The 23271-nt window shown below is 35.7% G+C and carries 29 protein-coding genes; all 29 read left to right on the top strand.

What is annotated here, in order from left to right:
- The first annotated feature begins 15 nt into the window (after window positions 1-15).
- The 29 genes from bhn_RS10085 (at window position 16) to bhn_RS09940 (ending at window position 23267) form a co-directional block, all read left to right on the top strand.
- The gene (locus bhn_RS10085) at window positions 16-2652 is read left to right on the top strand and encodes a hypothetical protein (RefSeq protein WP_071176583.1); all 2637 of its coding nucleotides are present in this window, start codon (window positions 16-18) and stop codon (window positions 2650-2652) included.
- A gap of 13 nt (window positions 2653-2665) precedes the next feature.
- Window positions 2666-3079, top strand: a complete 414-nt coding sequence (locus tag bhn_RS10080) for an immunity 70 family protein (RefSeq protein ID WP_071176582.1) — start codon at window positions 2666-2668, stop codon at window positions 3077-3079.
- Between the two features lie 51 nt (window positions 3080-3130).
- Window positions 3131-3448 (top strand): hypothetical protein, encoded by a 318-nt coding sequence (locus bhn_RS10075; protein WP_071176581.1) that lies wholly within the window; start codon window positions 3131-3133, stop codon window positions 3446-3448.
- A gap of 31 nt (window positions 3449-3479) precedes the next feature.
- Window positions 3480-3971, top strand: a complete 492-nt coding sequence (locus tag bhn_RS10070; RefSeq protein WP_148661938.1) for a hypothetical protein — start codon at window positions 3480-3482, stop codon at window positions 3969-3971.
- 282 nt (window positions 3972-4253) lie between these two features.
- On the top strand, window positions 4254-4760 hold the full coding sequence (locus bhn_RS10065; protein WP_071176579.1) for a hypothetical protein: 507 nt from the start codon (window positions 4254-4256) through the stop codon (window positions 4758-4760).
- A 77-nt stretch (window positions 4761-4837) separates the two neighbouring features.
- A complete protein-coding gene (locus bhn_RS15860) occupies window positions 4838-5626 on the top strand; it encodes an intermediate filament family protein (protein WP_202816786.1) in 789 nt (262 codons plus the stop codon).
- Window positions 5627-5644: 18 nt separating this feature from the next.
- Window positions 5645-6100 (top strand): Imm30 family immunity protein, encoded by a 456-nt coding sequence (locus bhn_RS10055; protein ID WP_071176578.1) that lies wholly within the window; start codon window positions 5645-5647, stop codon window positions 6098-6100.
- Window positions 6101-6592: 492 nt separating this feature from the next.
- Window positions 6593-7621 (top strand): AHH domain-containing protein, encoded by a 1029-nt coding sequence (locus bhn_RS15450; protein WP_202816785.1) that lies wholly within the window; start codon window positions 6593-6595, stop codon window positions 7619-7621.
- Window positions 7622-7642: 21 nt separating this feature from the next.
- Window positions 7643-8152: an ankyrin repeat domain-containing protein gene (locus tag bhn_RS10045; RefSeq protein WP_071176577.1), complete on the top strand. Its 510-nt coding sequence runs from the start codon at window positions 7643-7645 to the stop codon at window positions 8150-8152.
- 23 nt (window positions 8153-8175) lie between these two features.
- On the top strand, window positions 8176-9243 hold the full coding sequence (locus tag bhn_RS10040; RefSeq protein WP_071176576.1) for a DUF4261 domain-containing protein: 1068 nt from the start codon (window positions 8176-8178) through the stop codon (window positions 9241-9243).
- A complete protein-coding gene (locus bhn_RS10035) occupies window positions 9236-9586 on the top strand; it encodes a hypothetical protein (protein ID WP_071176575.1) in 351 nt (116 codons plus the stop codon). Before bhn_RS10040 ends, bhn_RS10035 begins: the two co-directional genes overlap by 8 nt.
- 53 nt (window positions 9587-9639) lie before the next feature.
- A complete protein-coding gene (locus bhn_RS10030) occupies window positions 9640-10098 on the top strand; it encodes a hypothetical protein (RefSeq protein WP_148661937.1) in 459 nt (152 codons plus the stop codon).
- 16 nt (window positions 10099-10114) lie between these two features.
- Window positions 10115-11116 (top strand): NAD glycohydrolase toxin immunity factor, encoded by a 1002-nt coding sequence (ifs, locus tag bhn_RS10025; RefSeq protein ID WP_071176573.1) that lies wholly within the window; start codon window positions 10115-10117, stop codon window positions 11114-11116.
- Between the two features lie 419 nt (window positions 11117-11535).
- A complete protein-coding gene (locus tag bhn_RS15855) occupies window positions 11536-15120 on the top strand; it encodes an AHH domain-containing protein (RefSeq protein ID WP_202816784.1) in 3585 nt (1194 codons plus the stop codon).
- On the top strand, window positions 15120-15734 hold the full coding sequence (locus tag bhn_RS10010; protein WP_071176571.1) for an imm11 family protein: 615 nt from the start codon (window positions 15120-15122) through the stop codon (window positions 15732-15734). Before bhn_RS15855 ends, bhn_RS10010 begins: the two co-directional genes overlap by 1 nt.
- Before the next feature lie 22 nt (window positions 15735-15756).
- Entirely contained in the window at window positions 15757-16311 is a 555-nt protein-coding gene (locus bhn_RS10005) for an SMI1/KNR4 family protein (RefSeq protein WP_071176570.1), read from the top strand.
- Between the two features lie 18 nt (window positions 16312-16329).
- Window positions 16330-16800, top strand: coding sequence for an SMI1/KNR4 family protein (locus bhn_RS10000; protein ID WP_071176569.1), 471 nt, complete (start codon window positions 16330-16332; stop codon window positions 16798-16800).
- Window positions 16801-16816: 16 nt separating this feature from the next.
- Entirely contained in the window at window positions 16817-17215 is a 399-nt protein-coding gene (locus bhn_RS09995; RefSeq protein WP_071176568.1) for an Imm6 family immunity protein, read from the top strand.
- A gap of 23 nt (window positions 17216-17238) precedes the next feature.
- Window positions 17239-17742, top strand: coding sequence for a hypothetical protein (locus bhn_RS09990; protein ID WP_071176567.1), 504 nt, complete (start codon window positions 17239-17241; stop codon window positions 17740-17742).
- A gap of 72 nt (window positions 17743-17814) precedes the next feature.
- On the top strand, window positions 17815-18369 hold the full coding sequence (locus bhn_RS09985; RefSeq protein ID WP_071176566.1) for an SMI1/KNR4 family protein: 555 nt from the start codon (window positions 17815-17817) through the stop codon (window positions 18367-18369).
- A gap of 47 nt (window positions 18370-18416) precedes the next feature.
- Window positions 18417-18869, top strand: a complete 453-nt coding sequence (locus tag bhn_RS09980; RefSeq protein WP_083385897.1) for a DUF4274 domain-containing protein — start codon at window positions 18417-18419, stop codon at window positions 18867-18869.
- A gap of 57 nt (window positions 18870-18926) precedes the next feature.
- Window positions 18927-19424, top strand: coding sequence for a hypothetical protein (locus tag bhn_RS09975; RefSeq protein WP_071176565.1), 498 nt, complete (start codon window positions 18927-18929; stop codon window positions 19422-19424).
- A 307-nt stretch (window positions 19425-19731) separates the two neighbouring features.
- Window positions 19732-19983, top strand: coding sequence for an EsaB/YukD family protein (locus bhn_RS09970; RefSeq protein WP_236845905.1), 252 nt, complete (start codon window positions 19732-19734; stop codon window positions 19981-19983).
- A 14-nt stretch (window positions 19984-19997) separates the two neighbouring features.
- Entirely contained in the window at window positions 19998-21491 is a 1494-nt protein-coding gene (locus bhn_RS09965; RefSeq protein WP_071176564.1) for an FHA domain-containing protein, read from the top strand.
- Between the two features lie 64 nt (window positions 21492-21555).
- Window positions 21556-21855, top strand: a complete 300-nt coding sequence (locus bhn_RS09960) for a hypothetical protein (RefSeq protein WP_071176563.1) — start codon at window positions 21556-21558, stop codon at window positions 21853-21855.
- A 2-nt stretch (window positions 21856-21857) separates the two neighbouring features.
- On the top strand, window positions 21858-22193 hold the full coding sequence (locus bhn_RS09955) for a hypothetical protein (protein WP_071176562.1): 336 nt from the start codon (window positions 21858-21860) through the stop codon (window positions 22191-22193).
- Between the two features lie 46 nt (window positions 22194-22239).
- Complete coding sequence (locus bhn_RS09950; RefSeq protein WP_071176561.1) at window positions 22240-22623, top strand: hypothetical protein; 384 nt, start codon at window positions 22240-22242, stop codon at window positions 22621-22623.
- Between the two features lie 14 nt (window positions 22624-22637).
- On the top strand, window positions 22638-22928 hold the full coding sequence (locus bhn_RS09945; RefSeq protein ID WP_071176560.1) for a hypothetical protein: 291 nt from the start codon (window positions 22638-22640) through the stop codon (window positions 22926-22928).
- Between the two features lie 12 nt (window positions 22929-22940).
- Complete coding sequence (locus bhn_RS09940) at window positions 22941-23267, top strand: hypothetical protein (protein WP_071176559.1); 327 nt, start codon at window positions 22941-22943, stop codon at window positions 23265-23267.
- The last annotated feature ends 4 nt before the right edge of the window (window positions 23268-23271 follow it).

Below are 23271 nucleotides of genomic sequence, written 5' to 3'. Positions count from 1 at the left end.
TTCAAAGGAAACAAAATGTCTCACGACCAATATTTTGATGCACCAGGTGGCGGCTACAGGCCCCAGACATTCAAAACAAACAAGACCAACTGGCTTGATGGATTTAACGCTTACAACTCTGACGAAATGCAGAAAGTATCTACATACTTTGCAAATGTTTTATCAGCGATGGAAGATGCAAATGAAGCTATCGAGAATTCCGGCATAGAAGGTATTAGCAAGATAAATCTTGCTTTTGACTATTCTGATATAGCAGAGGTAGAAGATAAAAGAGAAAATTTAAGTGATTTTTCAGCTGGGGTTTATGACGACGCTGAGAAGCTCATAGAAGATCCGTTCCACGTAAGGATATATGAGCTTATGAGATCCACACAGGAACATAAGACAATGCCTGTCACATATATGGGTAATACGATAGAGATTCCTTTTGAGCATTCGTTTCCACAGAGTATCTTTGCGTGGATGATGTATTCTGTGGAGAATACTGATATCGATGACCTACTATATACAGGTGATGAGAGAAAAGATGAGATCATCCGTGAGTACATGACTTATGACATGAGAACTGGAACTTATGGATTTGAAGGAGCTCTTGAAAACTGGGACAATTTGAATCCGTATAGACAGGTGATTCTTGCTCACTGCTACGAATATTCATATAGGCAGTACGAAATGGTCATGGATGAGAATTCCTATGGAGCAAAGGAAAAGCATGACATAGTCCAGAGGATGGCTAATAAGTTCATTGAACATAAGGATAGTGGAAAGTACGTGGAAGTATCCTCTGCTGGAAAAGGTATGAGCAGTTACCTTGATGAGAATAGCAGAGGCAAGAAGTTTGTAGATGATCTTAATTCAAAGAAGCTCATAACAGGAGACTTTAATATAGAAGTTTCTCATGAGGGTGCGGCTACTGTATTCAGAATGACTGGGGATGGAAAAGCAGTGAACACTTACGGAACATCCTATGCATTTTGCCTTAGCCTTGATGATACCCTTTCTTACTGTGTAAGTAGTGAGAGAAGTATAGCGTATGTATTCCATGAAGCAGAGAAAAATCCCGGGCTATATGCTCATCAAAAAGAGCTTGGATTGAGCCTTTATGGAGTGGCAGATATACTGACTGCTGCTGAGAATCAGACAGATATGGAAATTCTTGAGAAACTCTCAAGAAATACCGGTGACTATTATTCTGTTTTCAATAAGAATGCAGACTATTTATCTGACTCAGCAAATGATAAGATCTTGGATTATGTTATTGCGATTCAGAATGGATACAGAGAAACAGGCTCTTTTGCCTATGAAAGAGAGATGGCAGCTATAGATTCTTTTTATGGCGATTCTGATAACATCTACTCACAAGGCTACTTTAGCAGGTATTTTGATCTGGCCAAAGAGCATATGACGCAGGAAGAACTGGTAGATCTCTGGGTGACGCCTGGATACAAAATGACTGAGGCTGAACTTGAAAGAGCTAAAATAATAGCAAGGGATGAGCTTGATAAGTTCGAGTATGGAACAGCCCATGATCCAAATCTAGAAACTATCGAAGAACAAGAGAGATATGCCAAGTATCTAAGCCTCATGAACAAGTGCTCTAAGTTCGCATGTAATGCAACAGGTATCTTGAAGCCATTTGCAAGCATTTCTGATTTTACAGCTGATGTTGCGGAAGAAATCGTTGGTTCTAAAGCTGAGACGGTGGCAGGAGCTTTTGACAAGATAGCTGGAACTGATACTTTGTCTGAAGTTCTCAAGATGAGGGAAGACTATGCTGAGCTAAGCGATAAGTTCATTACCTCTGTGAAAAATGCTGAGATGAATGCCGAAACTCAGAATCCAAAGGCTTATAATAGAGGCAAGTTCGTAGGAAATATGCTCCTTTACACAGCAACGTCTCCAATATTTAAGGGGATGGCAACCGCTATTGGTGTAAAAAGCGGTCTTGGACTATTCTTTGCAAACCAGGCAGCCCAGAATGTGCAGGATTTGATCCTTGACACAAGAAATGTATACAATGACCTTATTGCAGATGGAGAACTATCCGATGCCGACAAGACAGTGCTAAAGTGGAATGTCGGAATAAATGGAATTATGAACGGAGTTTTCGGCCTGGGTGATCTGTATAAGCTCTATAAGGGGGCCAAGGTTGCAAAAGAAACTGGAAAAGAAGTAATAGAAGAGTTATCAAAAGATGGTATAGATGATGGCGTTGAGGATATAATAAAAGATGCTGGTGAGAAAGATCTTACTGATGAAACTAAAAATAGTTTGAAAAGACCAACGTGGAGGCAATCAGAAATTGATGCTAGAAATGATTTTCCAGATTATGCTGAGCAAGTATCTTTTTTGAATGGTGAAAAAGTACCATACGGTACAAAAGGAAGTGTTAGACCAGATTTTTATAAGACTGGAAGTAGCATAGATGTTAAGAATTATGATTTGGTTACTTCAAATGGTAGAAATAGATTAATAAATAATATATCAAGACAGTATGAACAAAGAATATTAAATCTACCAAAGAATACGAAGCAATCTGTTCTTATAGACATTCGAGGACAAATCATTGAACAGAACAATTTAGATGCACTATATGATGATATTATAAAAAAGATTGAGGGCGATATAGTTATTTATTTCAAAACTGAATAGGAGGAAAAAATCGTTGGTAGGATTTACTGTGAAATATTATTGGTATCAAGTAGGTACAGGTGATTTTTTACATTCTTTTTTTTCAACAATAGCACATAATATTGAGAATGGCGTATGGGGGACTAGATTTCCTGTAATAATGAAGGAACTGTATAGTGGAAAAGTTTCTGTAGAACACTTAGATGAAGCGTTACAGGAAGTAAGAACTATTACTGAAGAGTTAAGAAAATGCTCTGTGGATAAAGCAATTTGGGATATAGATGACTTATCAATACCTATGCCATGGGGAGATAATATTAGTCCTGATATAACGGACTTATCCAATTATTTTGTGACAAGTGATGGAGAAGATTTGATAACTATTTTGAGTCATGCTATTGAGAAAGCTATGGAATTAAAGACAGACCTTCGGATTACATCGTTATAAAATGAATGGCGTTTTACAGGAAATTGCAAGCAAGTATATGAAAACCTAAGGTTGGATTACAAAGATACAATTTACAAAAAAGTGGTTGAAGAAGGTGGAGATGTCTATGCATTGAGGTATATTGGACAGGATATTCCTAAAAATACTGATATACCCAAATTGGATCCTGTATATGGTCCCCCATGTACAGGATTAACAGGAAGCTATAATTATTTGATTCCTGAGTATAAGTATAAAATTCCGACTAGAATAGTTGGTGGTGCCGTGTTCAAAATATCCTCAGATGGAACTGAAACTATATTGGGATATTGGAGTAGAGGAGATAATAGTTTTATTCCCGTGGACTTTGAATATTTTGTTACACAATGAAAGGAGTTATATCATTATTATGTATGCAATAGTGAATGATGTTTTATATAGGTATAGTGATTTTTTGGATGATGTGAGAATTTTCACTAAAAACAAAGAAAAAGCTCATATTGGTTTTTTGCATTGTGGAAAATATTATGAGAAAAAAATAAGTGAGGCTGATGATTGCGTAACTGATATATACAGTATTAAGTTTTGGATAGATTATAAAGATAACTATTTTGCTGATCAAAATGAATGGTATGTTGCAGAAGATAATCGATGCGATAGGAAATATCGATTAGAAGATGGAGAATTATGTTTAAATGTTTTTGGTAGTATTTCTGAAAAAGGCTGGCATTCTCTTGGAAGAGAAGATAGCTACAAAATTATCGATTTAGATGATTGTTCAGCTTACTATGTTGAATACGAATATCGAAAAATGAATGGTAAATTGCTTAAAGAATCCCAAATTATTCGCGAGAAGGTAGAAAAGAATTTTTTTGTAGAACTAATAAAAAAATATCGTGATAGCAATGTTTAACCCTGGGGGTGGGAAGATTGGTGAAGGCTTGCGAGAATTGGATGAATGTGGTGCAGAATATGATGATATTGTAAAGTATCTATCACAGATGGGAAATATTGCTAGCTCTAGATAAACAAAGTGATTGTAGATAAACATGGAAAAAGAAAAAATAATAGAAATACGAAAAGTGGCAAAAAGAAATTGATAGATATTCAAATATGACTCAGGAAGAAGTGGCTTTTTGAAGTTGCTAGTTCAATAAATCATTCGTTTATTCCGGTAAAGTAAAGGTGACTTATTATGTACACAAGAATTAATGGAACAATATATAGGTATATAGATAGTGAAGTTCAAGGAAGGTTGATAGTTACAAGTGATAGAAAGAAAACGGATTCAACTTTTGGAATGAAAGAAGGATATTATTTTAGGACAATTAGCAATGCAACGGATCAGATTAAGGATATTTATAGATTGGAATTTTGGGTTGACTACGAAGATAAAGTAATTAAAGATGAGAAGAAATGGATTGCGAATATTAAAAGATTTAGCAAATATGATATTTATGATGACGATTATGCTGTAGAAATATCTGTGTCTAAAAGGTGCGAAATAGATGGATGGACCATGTTTGACCCATTTCTTAGTACAAAAGATATTTTACTTTCAGATTGTACTGGTTTTTATTTGAAATATATTTATAGCAAGAAAGAAAACGTTAATTGTGCTCCCAGTATAGTTGAAGAATTTAAAGTCGATAAGTCTTTGTTCTTGGCAACACTTGATCAATATCGAATAGATAGGATATGATGAAAATCCTGTATATGGATATTGAGACAATATTAAAGTGCGCTACAAAGTAGGTAGTATTAAACAACGCCAAAGGAATGGCACTCGATGTTGCCATAAAGGACATTCCAGCTGCGACATTATCCTTTGCGAGTGGGCAGGACATTGATACAGTGCTCTATAATTTTGGTGGAGCGTTAGAAGCAGATCTTGTTGGAAATTCAATCGGTGAATTTGTTGGCATTGGATTTGATGCGGCATTGAGTGCAGTTAAGAGTACTATCAGAGAAACTGCTAGTGAAGCTATTGGGTGTTCCTGCCAAAAAAGTGAAAAAGTCATATTAGAAATAGAGGGGGATAGTCTAGAAAAAACAGCGGAATCTTTACACAAAGAATATATTGATAAAATATCAAATAATATAGAAAAAGCAGAATTGAAATCCGAAATATCTCTGGAAGCAGAATCTTTTAGAGAATTATCTGATATTAAAACTGAATTGTTAAAAGGAGAAGGGGAAATAGGTACATATAGAGAATTGCTTGATTCTGGAGAGATTGGAGATAATATTACTCCTCATCATATGCCTTCTGCAGAATATATGTCTCGGCATGGTGTAACAAAAAAAGATGGGCTTTGTATGAATGTTGAGATGCCGAGTCCTGGAAAAGGCGGAAGACATAGACTAACTAGAACATATGGGCACAATATGACAAATAGTCAAAAGCAATTTTATTATTCTCTAGCGCCAAGAGAAGCACTTGCATTTGATATTCGTGATATGATGAAAATATATCGGGAGCAAGGTTTATATAAGCAAATACGACCACAACTACAAAAGTATATAATAGAATATGAAAACAGAATGCCAGAATTGTTTGGAAAATAGGAGTAGGAGACAGTACTAATGGATAAGAGAAGTTTGATTAATAATTTAAAAAAGGCTAGAAAGCTTAGTACGGATGAAGAGTATTATATGTTTGAAGGGGCGTTACAGGCTTTGAGTAATAATATTTCGGTTGATGATATTCACGACATCTGTGAATGCTTTTGCGATGATACACAAGATGATGAAACAATGTTTTCTCTGATTCATATGATTGAAAAATTGAGAGGAAAAGAGTATTTAGAGCAAATTGCAAAATGCACGCCACTGATGTTAGAATCACATGATTGGGCAATGACGTTGAATAAAAGAATAATAAACAGTGATGTATATTTTCAGATGTATATGGATGTTATACGTGAATTAGATATCAATAGTAAAAATAAAATTGTGGCGCTAATGAAAGATATAAAAAATGACAATCCTCAGAAATTTTCTGACAAAGTGGATTACTTGATTACTTCCGTCGGCTTATAAGCTGTTGTGGGAGGATGTGCTTTTTATATTTAGTAAGAGGGTTATGAACAAAATAATTTATAAATACAATAAAAAATTGCTGATGCTGTAAACAGTAAGGCCAAAGGCAAGAATAGTCTTGACGCTTCAATGTACGCAAGAAACGGTGCAACGAGCGAAGCTACTATAAATAATGCACTCTTCCTAAGGGACTTCAAATGAAATAGAATGGAAAAAATATGATAAAAGATAATAGAACTTCATTATGGCTGGGGGCTTTCGAAGATGCTGATGATTTTTATAATATGTTGAGGTTTCATATGATGAGAGTATTTTGATGTCTGATGGATTGAGTTACATTGGATGTGTGGATGTGACACTATGACATATCAATGTTACTAGTGAATAACATAATTGTAACTGGCGCGATTTCTCAATGAAGTCATGCCAGTTTTTTAGTGCGAGTTAAAGCTATGAGGAATTATTAAACAGAGCGTTGATACAGTAAAATCTTTGATTGTTCTCAAGGTGAGGGAAGACTATGCTGAGCTAAGCGATAAGTTCATGACCTCTGTGAAAAGTGCTGAGATGAATGCCGAAACTCAGAATCCAAAGGCTTATAATAGAGGCAAATTTGTAGGAAACATGCTCCTTTACACAGCAACGTCTCCAATATTTAAGGGGATGGCAACCGCTATTGGTGTAAAAAGCGGTCTGGGACTATTCTTTACAAATCAGTTAGCCCAGAATGTGCAGGATCTGGTCCTTGACACAAGAAATGTATACAATGATCTTATTGCGGATGGAGAACTTTCCGATGCCGACAAGACAGTGCTAAAGTGGAATGTTGGAATAAATGGAATTATGAACGGAGTTTTCGGCCTGGGTGATCTGTATAAGCTCTACAAGGGGGCTAAGGTTGCAAAAGAAACTGGAAAAGAAGTAATAGAAGAGCTGTCAAAAGATGGCATAGTTGATGGCATTGAGGATATAATAAAAGATGCAGGTGAAAAGATCCCAGATGCAGGCGTTGATAAATATTTTGATGGTATAGTAGATGCTTCAGGAAAGGCAAATGCAAGCAAACTTAGAGATATCAGGTTGGCTGTTCAGAAAGGAAACTTTACTCAAGAGGAAATAAAAGATTTGAGTAAAAGAATGTCGGACCTTGGATTGACAGATGAATTCCAAGAAGAAATGAAAAAGATTAAGTTTGGAGAATATCTGAGAACCATTGATGGTGGACCGCCAAAAGATATGATCAATCCACACGCACATCACATTATATTTAAGACGGGTAATGGGGAGGCACAGCAAGAACTTGTAAAAGAGGCTCAAGAAATTTTAAGAAGTTATGGGATTGATCCTATACTTGGGAAAGAAAATATTGTTTGGGCGCCAAATGCTGTTAAGGGACAACATAGTGTTGACTCACTTAAGAAGATTGTTGAAGGTTTGCGAGAATTGGATGAATGCGGTGCAGAATATGATGATATTGTAAAGTATCTATCGCAGATGGGAAATATTGCTAGCTCTAGATAAACAAAGTGATTGGAGATAAACATGGAGAAAGAAAAAATAATAGAAATGCGAAAAGCGATTAAGCAAAAAAATATAGATGTTATTAGGAAAATGATTTTAGATGACAGTAGTTTATTAAATCAAGTTACTCCTTTTGGTACATTTTTGCACGATGCTGTTAGTTTTGGGACAATTGATATTGTAAAGTACTTCATTAGTTGTGGTATAGATGTAAATAAACATGGGGGACCAAGAGATAGTGGAGCATTAACTGATGCGGCGTTTGAAGGGAAAATCGAAATAGTCAAGTTGTTATATGAAAACGGAGCAGCTTTAGATACCAGTAATTTTGATAGGAATCCATTATTTGCAGCTATCTATAATGATCATTTTGAAGTTGCAAAATATTTGGTAGAAAAAGGTATAGATATTAAAGCATGCTATGAAGTAGGTAGTATTAAGCAATGTGATGCGTGTGAATATGCTAGGCAATATGGCAGGACTGAAATTTATAACTATTTAAAGAATGTATTGAATGAAAAAAATAGATAAACTTGTTTAGGAAGTGCATAAATATGAAAGATATTGTTACAGAAATAGGATTTGTTATAGATTGGCTCAGTCATCCTGCTGAGCTTGGGTGTAAACCAAATAAAATCCAGTTTACTAAAAGGTTTACAACTGAGGATGGAATAGAGTGTATGATTTTCAAATATAAGAAAAACATACTATCACCTTGGCTATTGGCTATTTCTAGTGATGCAGGAATATTCAGCGAGCAACAAAAATATGTTCAGCAGACAGAGGTTGTAGATGCAACCAAACTTATAGAATTTCTTAAGCAGTATTGGATAAATCAGGCCAATGATAAAAATGATAGAGAAGAAAGAGCCAAAAGTGCTGGCACATTTGTGGGATTTGCGCTTTTAAAAGAACCACTATGGGATTCTACAAAGTTTGAAAAGGATTATACTACAGAGTGGGGAGAGAACCTCATTGGTAATCCTGAGGAAAGTGTATCTGCAAAGGTCTATTCATTTCCAGAATTTGGCGAGAAAACGTTGCTGGCTATAAGCTTAGTTGAATCGCCTGTTACAGAAGATGAGATTGAATATTCTGCACAATCGAATTATATGTGGAGTGAAGCTGCCAAGGTTACAAAAAGCCATAAAGCGCACCTTATTATATCTGTCTTAGGGGCAGATGATGCAAAAGTTGGGGCTAGGTTGTATGCAAAGGTTATAACTACAATTTGTCATGATAGTAACACTCTTGGCCTGTATCATAATCAGGTTGTCTTACAGCCAAGCTTTATAATCGATGCGTCAAAACTCATGAAGAAAAACATGTTCCCCTTATTATCACTTGTATGGTTTGCCCTTCGCCGTACGGAAAAAGGTTTAAGTGCATATACAGTAGGTCTTACAGCACTTGGAAAAGATGAAATTGAAATTCTTGATACAAATGAGGCACCATCAGTACTTAGAGATTTTCTCTTTAATATAGTTTCATACATTGTTGAAGAAGATGTTGTTCTTCATGCTGGAGAAACTATAGGTGTGGATAATAAGCAGCGATTAAAGATAGATAAAAGTGAAGGAGTCAATGTGAAGGTAGAGAGTTTGAAGATTGTGTATGTATGAGCCAGGAAGAATAATACATCAAGGACATGGATTTGCAGTATTAGAGATAGATGGAAAAATGAAAGTATCATGGGCTGAGGGATTGATTGGAAAGCCTGTGTTCTATGACATTTCTGAAGCGAATTTTGAAAAAATAAAGAAATCAGAGAAAGATGCTAATGAAGTATTGTTTTTTTGCAAATATGGGAATTGGCCATTAGAGAAAGAAGATGAAATTGAAGCTGATAAAAATTTTATAAGAGAATGTCCAGAATTGTTATTGGAGATTCCAGAGAATCAAAAGCTATTTGATAAAGAGGAACTGGAGATGTTGTTAAAAATAGCTAGAGATAAACATGATTAGTAAATGCGAATACTATTATTAAATTTGATGAGACGATTTTAAAATATTTTGCAGTGAAAGGAATCTTATCTATATTGTATGCAATAGTGAATGATGTTTTATATAGGTATAGTGATTTTTTGGATGATGTGAGAATTTTCACTAAAAACAATGAAAAAGCCCATAATGGTTTTTCTCATTGTGGAAATTATTATGAGAAAAAAATAAGTGAGGCTGATGATTGCGTAACTGATATATATAATATTAAGTTTTGGATAGATTATAAAGATAACTATTTTGCTGATCAAAATGAATGGTATGTTGCAGAAGATAACCGATGCGATAGGAAATATCGATTAGAAGATGAAGAATTATGTTTAAATGTTTTTGGTAGTATTTCTGAAAAAGGCTGGCATTCTCTTGGAAGAAATGAAGAAAATCATTGCTTTAGTATAATGAATCCGACAATATATCTTCCAGATGGGAGTACGACTGTAGTAAAGGGAACATTTACTATAAGAAAAATGAGATGAATGGAGTTTGGATAATATGAAAAAGAAAACCTATGATATAAACAATTTTGAGTCACAAGAATGGGCAGAGCAGAGAGTTCTTAATGCAGTTAAGTGTGGATGCCTCAAGTTGGTTATTTATGGGGCAGTTCCTGATTACAGAATCAATAATAGGTATTCTTATTATCAAGATCTTACAGATGCAGAGGATTTGATACGTTACGGATTGTATCCTGTATATCTTAAATATGGTCTGAATATTGATGAGCTAACAAGAAAAGCTATTGAGGAAATGATAGAAAATGGGAGTGAAAGGGAGGTTTCACAAGCTTATGATTATATAATGTCGGAACTCAGTAATAGAGAAGACTATAGCAATCTTCCGTTTTCTATAGTTGATAAGGAACTTATATACAAGCTAAAGGACAGGTTAAAGAAAGATAATAGCGATATGGGAAAAGATTGGAATCCATTAGTAGACCCTGACGCTTATTTTTCTGAGGAATACCTTAATGGAGGAAGACACGGTTATGTCCATGTACCATACGATGACGAAAAAGATGTTATGAATAGGATTATGGAAGCAATAAATGATGGACACTTTGTAGATCTTATGATTGGAGAAAAAGAAGAATATAGGGTTCGTTCAAGTGATTCACAGACTTCTTATACCGACATGTATGATTTAATTAATAATGGGTTATATCCATTATATCTGAGTGGAATGCATGAAATAAAAGAAATGACAAGGAATGCAATTGAAACGATGGTAGATTCAGGAAATCCAATTGCTTTGTTTCAAGTATACGATTACATTTCCAAAGAAGTATTTGTTATTGAAAATTGTTGCAATTATCCGTTTTCAATTCTGGATAAAGAATTGATAAGTAGAATAAAGAGGAAAAGAATTGATATGGAGGAAATATTAAAATATACAGCTGTAGATAATAAGACAGTGTGGGAGAGGGCAGAACAACGTGAAAAGATGCGAGTTTTCAGCGATACAGACGCATTTTTCAAGGAGTATATGGAACAATAACATATTATATAGGCGATGGAACGCAAAGGAACTTCAGAAATACTTCAAAGAACATCTGGTACCATCTGTTTTCTTCTAGGACAAAAAGGAAAAATTGGGGTAATGAATTTTGTTGATGAGGCTTCAGTTTGCAATTCTATGAAGGATGAACTCAGAAAACTAATGGAGCAACTGCATTGGGGTACATGGGCTCCAGCATGAAAAAGAATCAGTAAAGATCTCTGTCTGAAAAGGCAGAGGTTTTTTTTATACAGCCCATACATAGTCTAGTTGAGGAACTAGAGGAGACTTGACCTTTGAGGGGGTGAGAATTAATAGAATATTGATTATAGAGTAGGCACATGATAAGATATTAAGGACTTGTTACAAATATTGCACTACTAGAAACAGCGACTTAATATTTTAGTTGGGGTAACAATATGGCTTACGATGAGAATCTAGATGCAGCCGGAGGCGGCTACACTCCGCAGACTTTTAAAATTAATGGAACAATGTTGTCATATAGACATGACGCTTATGATTCGGAAGAAATGCAGAAGATTCAAGAATACTTTGATAGTGTTCTTGATAAAATGGATGAGGCCAATGAGGCTATTGAGAATTCAGGTATAGAGGGCATCAACAAGATTGGCCTTGCCTTCAGCCGAGTTGACGTATCAAATGTTGAAGAAAAACGTGGGAATCTCGTTGATTTTACTGCTGGGGCCTATGATGATGCAGATGAAAAGATAGAAGACCCATTTTATCAAAGAATCTATAATCTCATGAGAGCAACAGAAGAGCATAAGACAATGTCTGTGACTTACAATGAAAGCACAATTGAGATTCCGTTTGACTATTCTACGCCAGAAAATATTCTCGCATGGATGATGAATTCAGTAGAGAATATGGACGCTGACGATATTTTATATACCGATGATGAAGAGACAAATGAGCTCATAAAGGAATATATGACATATGACCTTCAAACAGGGACATATGGTTTTGAAGCTGCTCTTGATGACTGGGATAATCTAAGTGAAAAGGAGCAGGCAACTCTTGCTCACTGCTACGAATACTCATACAGACAGTATGAGATGGTAGTAGATGAGAATTCTTATGGTGCAAAAGAAAAACATGACATAGTTCAGCGTATGGCAAATAAATTCGTTGAACATCAGGATGTGGTAGGTGCAGAGTATTTTACGCCTACTCAGCCTATAGTTAACTATTCTACTCCTAGTGATCTTATTCAGACATCTATACCTTCTACCAATACATCCACTCCATATGTAAATAGTGGATACATGACTGTTTCTGCTGCGGGAAAGGGAATGCTTGATTACCTTGGAGAAGACAGCAGAGGCAGAAAGTTTGTAGAAGATCTAAATAGCAGGAGCTTTTTGCCAGGAGATTCTACTATAACAGTTAGCCATGAAGGCGCAGCAACAGTATTTAAATTGTCTTCAAAAGATGGTAAAGCTTATACATCCTATCAGGCGCTTAGTAATCCTGCTTTGTTCGGAGTAGATAGTACAATTTCTTATTGCACAAGTGATCAAAGAAGCCAGGCTTATGTTTTTCATGAAGCAGAGGTCAATCCAGGTGCTTATGCTCATATGAGTGAGCTTGGAGTTAATTTGTATGGAGTTGCTTCTATGCTGACTGCTGCTGAGAATGCAACAGATATGGAAGTGTTGGAGAATCTTTCCAGAAACACAGGCAATTACTATGACGTATTTACAAAGAGTGCAGATTCTCTTTCAGACTCAGCTAACGATATGATCTTGCAGTATGTAGTTACTCTCCAGTATAAATATAATGGAACGAGCTCTTATACATATGAGAGAGAACTTACTGCAATCAATTCTTTTTATAACGATGTTGATAATGCATATTCTGATTCATATTGGAACAGGTATTTTGATCTTGTGAAAGCTAATATGACTCAAGAAGAAAAAGTTGATCTGTACATATCAACTGACTATGTGATGTCAGAAGAAGAGGCAGAAGAGGCGTATGATTATGCTTCTAAAGAGTTAAAGAAATATATGTACGACGCGTCGAAGAATGGATATGTAGACATTGCTACTGGTGAAGTGAGCGAATATGCGTCTAAGCTTAAAGAATTAGAAATAAAGGCATCTGCAGTGCAATCATTAGCATCATCATTTTGTATGCCTTATGAATATCTAAAAATACTTGGTGAAGATCTTGATGTGGAGATAGGGGGAACGCTTGGAGAAATAGGTGGAGATGCTATAGATGATATATTTGGTACAGATTATGGCATTCAAGTACGTAACTGGGAGTATGAGAAATTTGATGAATTTGATAAAAGAAGAGATGCATTAAATCATACTTTCACTAATTCTATGTTACAACATCCTATAGCCAGTGGAGCAGGTTATTTCTTGGGGAATGCACTTCTCTATTATGCAACAGGCCCTATGTTTGAAGGAATGGCAGGTGCAGTGGGGGTAGAGAGTGGACTTGGCCTGTTTGTGGCCAATCAGGCGTGCCAGAACGTGCAGGATCTGGTCCTGGATACAAGTAATTTATATGCTAGATTAACAGCAGATGGAGAGTTATCTGCAGACGATGTTAAAGAACTAGAACAAAATATGGCTTTAAATGCTGGAGTCAACCTGTTTTTTGGTTCAGCAGATGCTGCAGTAAAAGCTTTTAGTGATAGCAAATCTATAAAGGTGGCAGATGAATTACTGACAACATATAAATTAACTGAGAATTCGGCAGATTTCTTAAAAGGTTTGGATAATAGTCAGTTAAGTATACTGGTTCGAAATTTGGAGCCAGAAGAAGCGGCAAAGGTTCTTTCAAGATTTAGTGGAGAAACAGTCGATTCTGTGCTCAAAACCTTACCTGATGATGCTGGTAAAGCAGTGAAAGACATCATGAAAGGAACGAAATCTGGAGACGCGGCAGCAACTACCATGAAGACACAAGCTTCAGAAGTAGTCGCAGATGTGATTAAGAACACTGAAACCAGTGAAACTGGTGCTAAGCTTACTGGTGATGCCCTTGAAGCAAACAATGTATTTAGGGGAGATAATTTCAAAGCAGCGGACAGTTTTAATAACTCTATAGATGCTGCTAAGAGAGCAGAACTGGTTGACAATAATACTAAGCTAACATGCCCTGTGGATGGTAACCTTGATGGAACGCTGAAATCCAACCCTGATATAGTTGAACCTTCTGCGGTAAAAGAACTGGAGGATCTTAGAAGCACTGTTCCAGAAGTTACTGGTGATACTGTACTTCAGAAGGTTATTCCTAGAGACACAGTGGAAAAGCTTCTTAGCGGTGAATGGAAAACAGTTCAAGGATGCATAGCTAAGGCGGCAGATGCTGCACCATTTACAGGTACTCCAGGGCAGATTTACAAAAATCTTCGTATGGACTATGCAGGAAATCCATATAAGGCTATAGTAGAGAATGGTGATGAAGTATATATTTTGCGATATACTACAGATGATGTTCCTACGAATTTGGATTATCCAAAGCTTGATCCGAATTATGGACCACCTTGTACAGAGAGTGGATTCCTTGGAAGCCCTGAAGTTCTTATTCCGGAATATACCCACATTAACCCAGCTAAGATTACTGATGGTGCGATATATAAGCTTAATCCTGATGGATCTGAGCAGTTGGTTTGTTATTGGGATATTGGAAAGCAGAGAATGCTTAGCGCCGAAAATGGTAAGCCTTATCAGATGCATCATTTTGCTACCGATAAAAATAAGGTATACACTCATCAGATGGAAAGTATTATAAAAAAATATGGTTTAGAATTAGATGGTGATTGGAATAAAGAATTATTACCACATCAGGGAAGGCATCCTAATGCTTATCATGAATTTATTTTGGATGAACTTAGAAATATAGATTTAGTTGCGAATGGAGATAAAAGAGTGTTTTTAGAACTATTTGAAAGCAATATAAAGAAGGTTATTCGTGAAAATCCAGATATGTTGTATTCAAAGTATTGGAAAGGAATAAAGTGATGAAAAAAATTGAATTCTATAAAATGTCATTTGATATGGATAGGATTGATGAAACTAATAAAAATGGAGAGCAAACTATATATGCAGAGACTACAAATATGGATGAATATGAAGACGAGGAAGTGAAAAAAGGTTTTTTTGAAAACACTATTTTTTCTAAAAAAGAAATAAAAAGATGGCCAGAGATATGTTTTTATTATAGTTCCCATATTTCGGATAACGAGAGCGAATATTTACTAAATGTGAAAAGATGGCCCATTGTACACAGTAAGGTTATGACCGCGTTTAAAAAAGCTGAAATTAACGGAATACGCTGGTACCCTATCAAGCTGATAGATATTGAAACTCAAAAAGAGAACAATGACTATTATGTTATGCAAATCATGAATGTTATAGATGCTTTTGATATGGAGAAAAGTAAATTTAAGTATAATGCTAAATATGATTTCTATACTTTCATTCCAGGGGAAACATATTTAAATGTGGACGTTTGCAGAAAATATGACATATTTAGATGCGACAAAAGTTTAGCGGCTTTGTATGTTTCAGACAAGATTAAGAGAATGGTACAAAGTAATAATTGGCGAGGATTTTACTTTTATCCTCAACAGTGAATCATGACGATGGACAGAGAATATGCTTATTTCAAAATTTTGTAAAGAGAATTTTAATGTCAGTTTAGGTGAACTTGAAAACAAGATTGGATGCGCGCTCCCATCGGAATATGCTAGATTTTTAGAAAAATATAATGGAGGATTTACTCCAAAAACAAAGTGGACCGGAAAGAATAAAAGTGACATAAGAGGCTTTTTGGGAATAGGAATCAGCGATGATTATTGGAATCTTGAAGAAGAAATAAAATATGAAAAGAGCAATGATTTATTTAGAAATAGCTTTCTGCCTATAGCTAAGAATTCATTTGGTGATTTATTTTGCATCAATGTTGATGATGGAGAGATTTGGTTTGCTTACCACGATAATGATAAGAGGATTAAAATTGCTGATGGATTTGCTGAATTTATAGCTAAATGTAAAAGTGAGAGCATAGGACATATAAGAACAATAGAGGAAAGAAAACAGGGAATGATCGACGCTGGAGTATGGCATTTGTTTTCTGAGGATATGGTCGAGGATTGGCAAAAAGAAATTGATAGATATTCAAATATGACTCAGGAAGAAGTAACTTTTTGAAGTTGCTAAGGATAGAAAATGGAAGTACAGATTGAGAAAGAAATAATACCAACACCAAGCAGAGAGCTAATAGAAAAAGAAGAAAAAATGTGGGGGATCAATCTGCCAGCACCATATAAAGATATGTTGATGAAAACCAATGGTGGAAGCCCTGTAAAGAAGGAGTTTATCGTAAAAGGGAGAATGCGTATGATAACAACCTTTTTGTGTGTTTTGGAGGATACAGAGCATAGTACAAATGGTTGTTATGATATTGACGTAGTCCTTACACAAATCGAAGATAGATTGACAGATAATGAAGACTTGGTGGGATGTGAGCTACTTCCAATAGCAGAGCTATTTGCTGGGGACTATTTATGCTTGGATTATAGAGCAGACAAAAATACTCCTTCGGTATGTGTGTGGAGCCATGAAGAATCAGGCGAATTGGACCCAGTGACTTATCAGGTCGCAGGGTCATTTGACGAATTTACCATGATGCTTCAGTAATTTTTGGGAATACAAAATGGAGATAAGAGAGAAAGATTTTTGTAAATTCATAGATGTTCTAAATCAATTAAGCGAACGCCTGCAAGAAGAAAAAGAACAGATAAGTATTGGAGTGAAGTTACTTGATGATGTTACTAATTTGGAAGACCAAGTTGCTCTAAGTAACTGTGCTGAAAAATTATATGAATTATTGGACGATGATACAGGTTTTGCTGTTTTACAGGAAGAAGAACAGGATAATCAGAAAATAATAGCTTTTGACTGTGTAATAGACATTCTGGCGATAGCGAGCAAATATGTGTATGAAAAGTCAGGACAGAAATATCTTCCTGAACCAATTGAATTGGTTTCAAATGAAACGATGGATCATTTAAAAGAGTCGTTAAAAAAGTTACAAATTAGCTATGATTTTTAAATGTGATATAGAGAGAAAAAGAGATGTTTGCTATAAAGGATGACCTTTTTTATAGATACTCGAGGTTTAGAGGCAGAACAAAAATAATGACATATGATAAAGAAAAAACTGACGAGACTTTTGAATGCCAAGAGGGATGCTACATTAAATACGTGAATATAGATGATGATACAATAACGAAAGTTTATTCTTTAAGATTTTATGTGGAATATCATGATCCAGTAGTTCATGATACTATTCTGTGGCGCATTTCAGAAGATATGTATGGATATAGGCCATTTAGTATAGATAATAATGAGGTGGGTATTACCACATTTGGGAGCTGTAAAGAATCGGGGTGGCATTCACATGGAAGGGATAATAGTAGCAAGATTATCAATTTGATGGATTGCAATTCATATGTTCTAGAGTATGAGTACTATAAGCGCGATGGAAGACTTTTAGATAAGTCTGACATAGAGCGAGAGACGGTCGATAAAGATAAATTTATCGAAGCGGTAAAAAAGCATCAAATATCAAATGTATAAACTGGCTCGAAAAACTGTATTTGCTGGAAACGTGAATTATGACGAAATTGAGATTATGAAAGACAAGCGGATATGTTAATTTCAAAATTTAAACTCGAAACTAATGAAGACATTTCGAATGAAATGGAAAAGGCCTTATGCGTGCAGCTTCCACAAAAGTATAAAATATTTATTGATAGATATAATGGAGGAGAAACTCCTGATACTAACTGGACTGGGAAGGGTAAAACAGATGTTAGAGGTTTCTATGGCTATGATAATGCAAATGATTATTGGGATATAAAAGAACATAGGACTGAAACATTTTTATCAGAACTATTAGTAAGAGGATTTTTGGTGATAGCTGAAAATAGCTTTGGGGACATGTTTTGCATGAAACTTGAGGATGAAACAGTATGGATTGCTTACCATGATTCATCAAAAATGGTTGCTATAGCTGATGATTTTGAAAGTTTTATTAATGGATGTAAGAGTAAAAAGATAGGACATATCAGCACGATTGAAGAACGTAAAGCTCGGCTGATAGCAAATGGTCATGGCGATAAATTATCGGAAAATATGTTAAGGGGTTGGCAGGAGGAAATTGATAAATATTCAAAACTAGTTCAAGAAGAAGTGGTTATATAATGCGCTGATATTGTTCTATAAATCAAAAATAAGCAAAGGGCTGAGCAATGAGCATTAATGCTGAAGAAATCAAAGAAGTAAGACGGGCTGTTTATGAGTTGGACAAAGACACTGTAATCAAATATGTGTCTGAATTGGACAATCCAGAAATGTTGCATGTGTATGCTTCGAACTATAATTGGGGTGATGGATTTGATATTCCTAAGGCTATTATCGATAATCCTAAATGTGGCTTATCAACAGCGCTTATGATATTTTATGGGGCAGATGGATATACATATCTAAGTGGAAGAGAAGAGAATGCAAATATGTCAAAATGGAATGAATTTGTGACTGGATTGTATTATGACATTGTTAATGGTAAGTTCTTGTCCAATGGCATAGCATTTACAGTTCCACTGACAAAAGTGCAAAAATATAAGCTAGACAAGGTAGTATCTCCTAAAGAAACTGTGTTTATAACTGATATAGATGGTGAAGAAATGGATATTTGTATTTAATTTGCGGCATAACCAAGCAAATTGTTAGGAATATCGGATTATAAGAAAGGCAAAAATATGTACGCAGTAATAAATGAAAAATTATATTGGTATCAAAGATTTAGAGGAAAAAACATAATAATAGCCAGAAATGGACAACCTGTAGATGATAGCTTTGTATCTTCTGGAGAAGGAATATTTAAGAAGGAAGTTGATACTAATTCATCGGATATCAGCGATATTTATAACGTACACTTTTATGTAATGTACAAAGATGAGGCTTATCCGGAGCAGGATACTTGGGCTATTGGGGATGGCGTTTCTTCTGACAAACCATATCGAATTGAAGATGGAGAGGTTTGCATTTCCGGATTTGGAGCAGTAAGTGGCAATGGCTGGACTACAAATGGAAGAGACGAAAGTAGTAAGACCATTAGATTATCTGATTGCAGTAAGTTTTGGGTAGAATACAAATATACCAAGAAAGATGGTGTAATGTGTAGTCCGGAACAGGTAGACAAACAGGAAGTTTCAAAAGAAGAACTTGTTAGAAAAATTGTAGAACATAGAGTTTGAAATAGTACTGTAAAAAATAAAATAGCGTGGATTCTACAACTGGCGTGATTTCAAAACGAAATCACGCCAGTTTTTAATTACTTAGTCATAATTGTGAAATAAATAATTAAAATAGTGTTATTAAATATTGCATTTAATGTAACAATACGATATGATATACGTGTTTACGCGATATGTGATAGACGATTTTATAAATAAATTTGCAATATTTTGACAAAAACTGGGACTTTTCTACAAAGAAGAATTATTGGGAAATCAAGAAGAAAAAGTTTTTGAAAGTATTGAAACAAGAATAATCAGGTGAACCATGGATGAAAAAGTAATAGTAATGCTCAAAAAAGATGAAAATGATCCTGGAGTAGATATAGAAATACCGCTTAATATTTCAGCAAATGAGCTGATTTATGGATTAAACATGAGTTTTAAATTGGGGATAAACATGGATGATCCAAGAGAATGCTTTTTGAGAGCTTCTAATCCAATAACTCTTTTAAAAGGTGAAAAGACTCTTGAAGAGCATGGTATCAGAAATGGTACATCAATATATACAGGCAGATAAAGAAGGGAAAGAGGATGAAGAAAGTAGTAAAGAGGGTGGCTGCCTTATTCGCTATGTGTGCGTTACTCATGTCATCTAACGTAGCACATGCAGAGGAACTTGCAACAGAAGAAGCGTCATTGGATCCAGTAGTTATTGAGGATATTAATAGTGCCAGAAACGGCGTGGTACAGGTCAACTACGTATATATCGATGACGATGACAAGACTCATATAGTCAAGGGCGGAACGGGCTTCATTATTGGAGATGTTGAAAAGACTGAATATGTGCTTACCTGTGAGAGCAATATAACAGTAGATGGTGACACCAAAAAAGAAGCATACAAATATCTTGGTATTCCAAAGGATAAAGATGGTGACTATAAAGATGTGAAGCTTGAAGTTCAGGTGGTTGCAGCAAGCGATGTCACGGTAGAAGCTAGAGTCATCGCAACTAGTAGCGAACTTGATTTAGCTGTGTTAGAGCTGTCACAGCCAATCCATACGAGGGCACCTCTTTCTATCTATACATCTGAAGATGGTTCAGTAAAAGACCTCCCATATGAGATAGCAGATAAGGTATATGCTTTAGGTTTTCCGGATGAAGTCATATTTGAAACAAATGAGAAGTATTACTCAAATGACCGGATAGCTATGACAACTGGCAGCATTGCCAATATCGCAACAATAGATGATGTTCTTTTGATCCAGCATGATGCAACAGTTGGCAAAAATAACTGTGGCGGACCTCTTATCAATGAAGACGGCAAAGTCATAGGAATGAATGTTATCAGAAAAGATGGAGATTATTTCTGTGCTCTTGATTCTACAGAGATCATAGATGTTTTGGATGCCCTTGGAGTTGAATATACCAAGTCTTTTTATGAAGAAGAGGTTGTGGCACTTGCTTCAACAGAAGCAGTAAGCACAGAAGAGGAAGTGGTTCCTGTAAAAGAAAAATCACCATTATTGCTCATCATAGTTGTAACTGTAATATGTGTGTTACTACTTGGAGTCGTCATATATCTTTTCATATCAATGAAAAAAAGCGAACCAAAGAAAAAGGAACGAAAAAAGAAAGAGATTGAGCCTGAGATAAAGCCTTTTAACCCGGAAAATATTCAAAGGACTACAGGAAATATGGGTAAAGCACAAGATCAAGGAACCAGTCTTTTGGATAATAGTAAAGAAAGCGGAACAACAGTCTTGGGCGCGGCTACAATGCCAAAGAGAACTGTATCCGGAACCCTTATAAGAAAAAGAGACAAGAAGCAGGTACTTATTGACAAAGAGAGCTTCAGTCTTGGTAAGGATTCACTTCACACGGACTTTTGCATAAATGACAATTCAGCTATCAGTAGAAGTCATGCAGTAATAAAAGCATTGCAGGATGGTGTGTATATAGAAGACTGTAATTCAACAAATGGAACATTCGTTAATGATAAACGAGTTATAGCAGGACAGCCGGTAAAACTGTCAGATGGCACAATAATAAAACTGGCTGATGAGGAATTTGAGTACAGAATTTAATGACAGTAACTAATTAGTGCTTAGCACTTTTAGTAAATAAACTTAGAAAAGGAGAAAAAGAGAAATGGCATACGGATACAATGACAGTGAATTGATGGCTTCAATTACTGAATTTGAAGGAACAGCATCAAACTTTATGTCACTTGTGACTCAGATTGGTGATACTACATCACAGGCAGTTGGTGTATGGGAGGCTGATTCATACGTGGATTTCAGAGCAAATCTTGATAATTACGCTGATAACGCATCAGCATTGTCAAACTGTGTAAACGCTGTTAGGAATTGGACTGAGAGCGTTAAAGGTGGTTTTGATGGAGTGGATGATCTTGAAAAAGAAAAATGGCAGGTAAATGGAGGTTATTGAGCATGAATATTGATGAGGTAGGACTTAAAGCAATAGCAGATGAGTATGATAGGCTTGCTACAAGCCTTGATACAGAGATCATAAACTTTGGAAATGCAATCGAAGGAGTTGCTAACAAAGGAATTGACGGAGAAGAATGTGCTACAAAACTTTTAGAGCTTTGGACAACCAATGTAAGTGGATATGATGGAGGTCTTGAAAAGGTAATGACTACTTATGTAACTGAACTTAGGAACTCTTCACTCAAGATCCAAGATTATATCGCTAACTTGAAAGCTGTTGATACTGGTAAGTCTGAAGAACTTGATGAGACTATCCAGGTAGAGAAAAATGCATAAATCAGAAATTGCCCCGAGTAATCGGGGCAATTGATTAAGGAAAAGTATGGGACATCAGATAGTAACGAAGGAACTACGTGAAAGACCTGAAATAAGAGAAAAGATTGACAACTGTCAAAATCTCATAGATACACTTACTGAGTGTAAAGAAGCTGCTGATGGGTATCAATCCTCAGCAGATAGCGCAGTTGAAAGCTGCAATACAGTTGTCTATGAGGAGTGTGAATATCTTTCAGGTATATACCATGATGACATCTATATCCCTTACAGAGATGGCTTTTTTGAAGATATCGGAACATTAGATGAAGGTTGCGCCACCATGTTTGGTGAGATTGATGAGATTATTGAATTTCTTGAAGAGATGATATCTGAGCTGGAAAAAGACCTTTATGAGGAAGTAGAAGTTGTCCATTGGATTTACGATGACTAGAGGAGAATGGAGACATGATCCAAGTTGATGAATTAAAAATTGGTACTTATGAAGATGAACATCAGTCTATGCTGGAGTCATTTTCAACCCTTGATGAACACAGGGAAACTATCAGAAACATTGTGAATAACGGAAATTGGGAAGGTGCATCCTATGAGATGTGTCAGTCTGTACTTGCTGCAGTTAGCGATTATCTTGATAATTTTAACAATGACTATACAGAACTTGCTTCAGCAGTATCGGAGCTCCGCACACATGTAGGAAGTTTTGTGACGGAATCTCCATCAGTTCAAAAATTAGTATAAAGAAGGCGTTGTATGGGAAAGAGTGTAAAAATATCCGAGTCAGATATGGCTACATTAGCAGAAGAATTTACTACATGCAGGGAAAAAGCCAGAGAAATGTACTTTAGCTTAGATAATATGAAAACAAATCTGGTAGATGAAGTATATGCAGGACTTACAACTACCTGTCTTAGATGTTCGCTGGAAAACATGCGTGATCAGGCCCTTGAACTCTATTGCGTGTATGAGAGTTTGAGAATGTATGTGGAAGCAGTCTTGGAGGACTTTAAAAAGGTTGATGAAGATGGCGGCGAAGATATTGAAAAAAATGTTGCTAATGCACAACAGAGCGCATACTAAGTAG

Source organism: Butyrivibrio hungatei (assembly GCF_001858005.1).
Classification (GTDB): domain Bacteria; phylum Bacillota; class Clostridia; order Lachnospirales; family Lachnospiraceae; genus Butyrivibrio; species Butyrivibrio hungatei.
The sequence above is the reverse complement of the archived record's forward strand: the minus strand, read 5'-3'. Positions and strand labels throughout refer to the sequence as shown.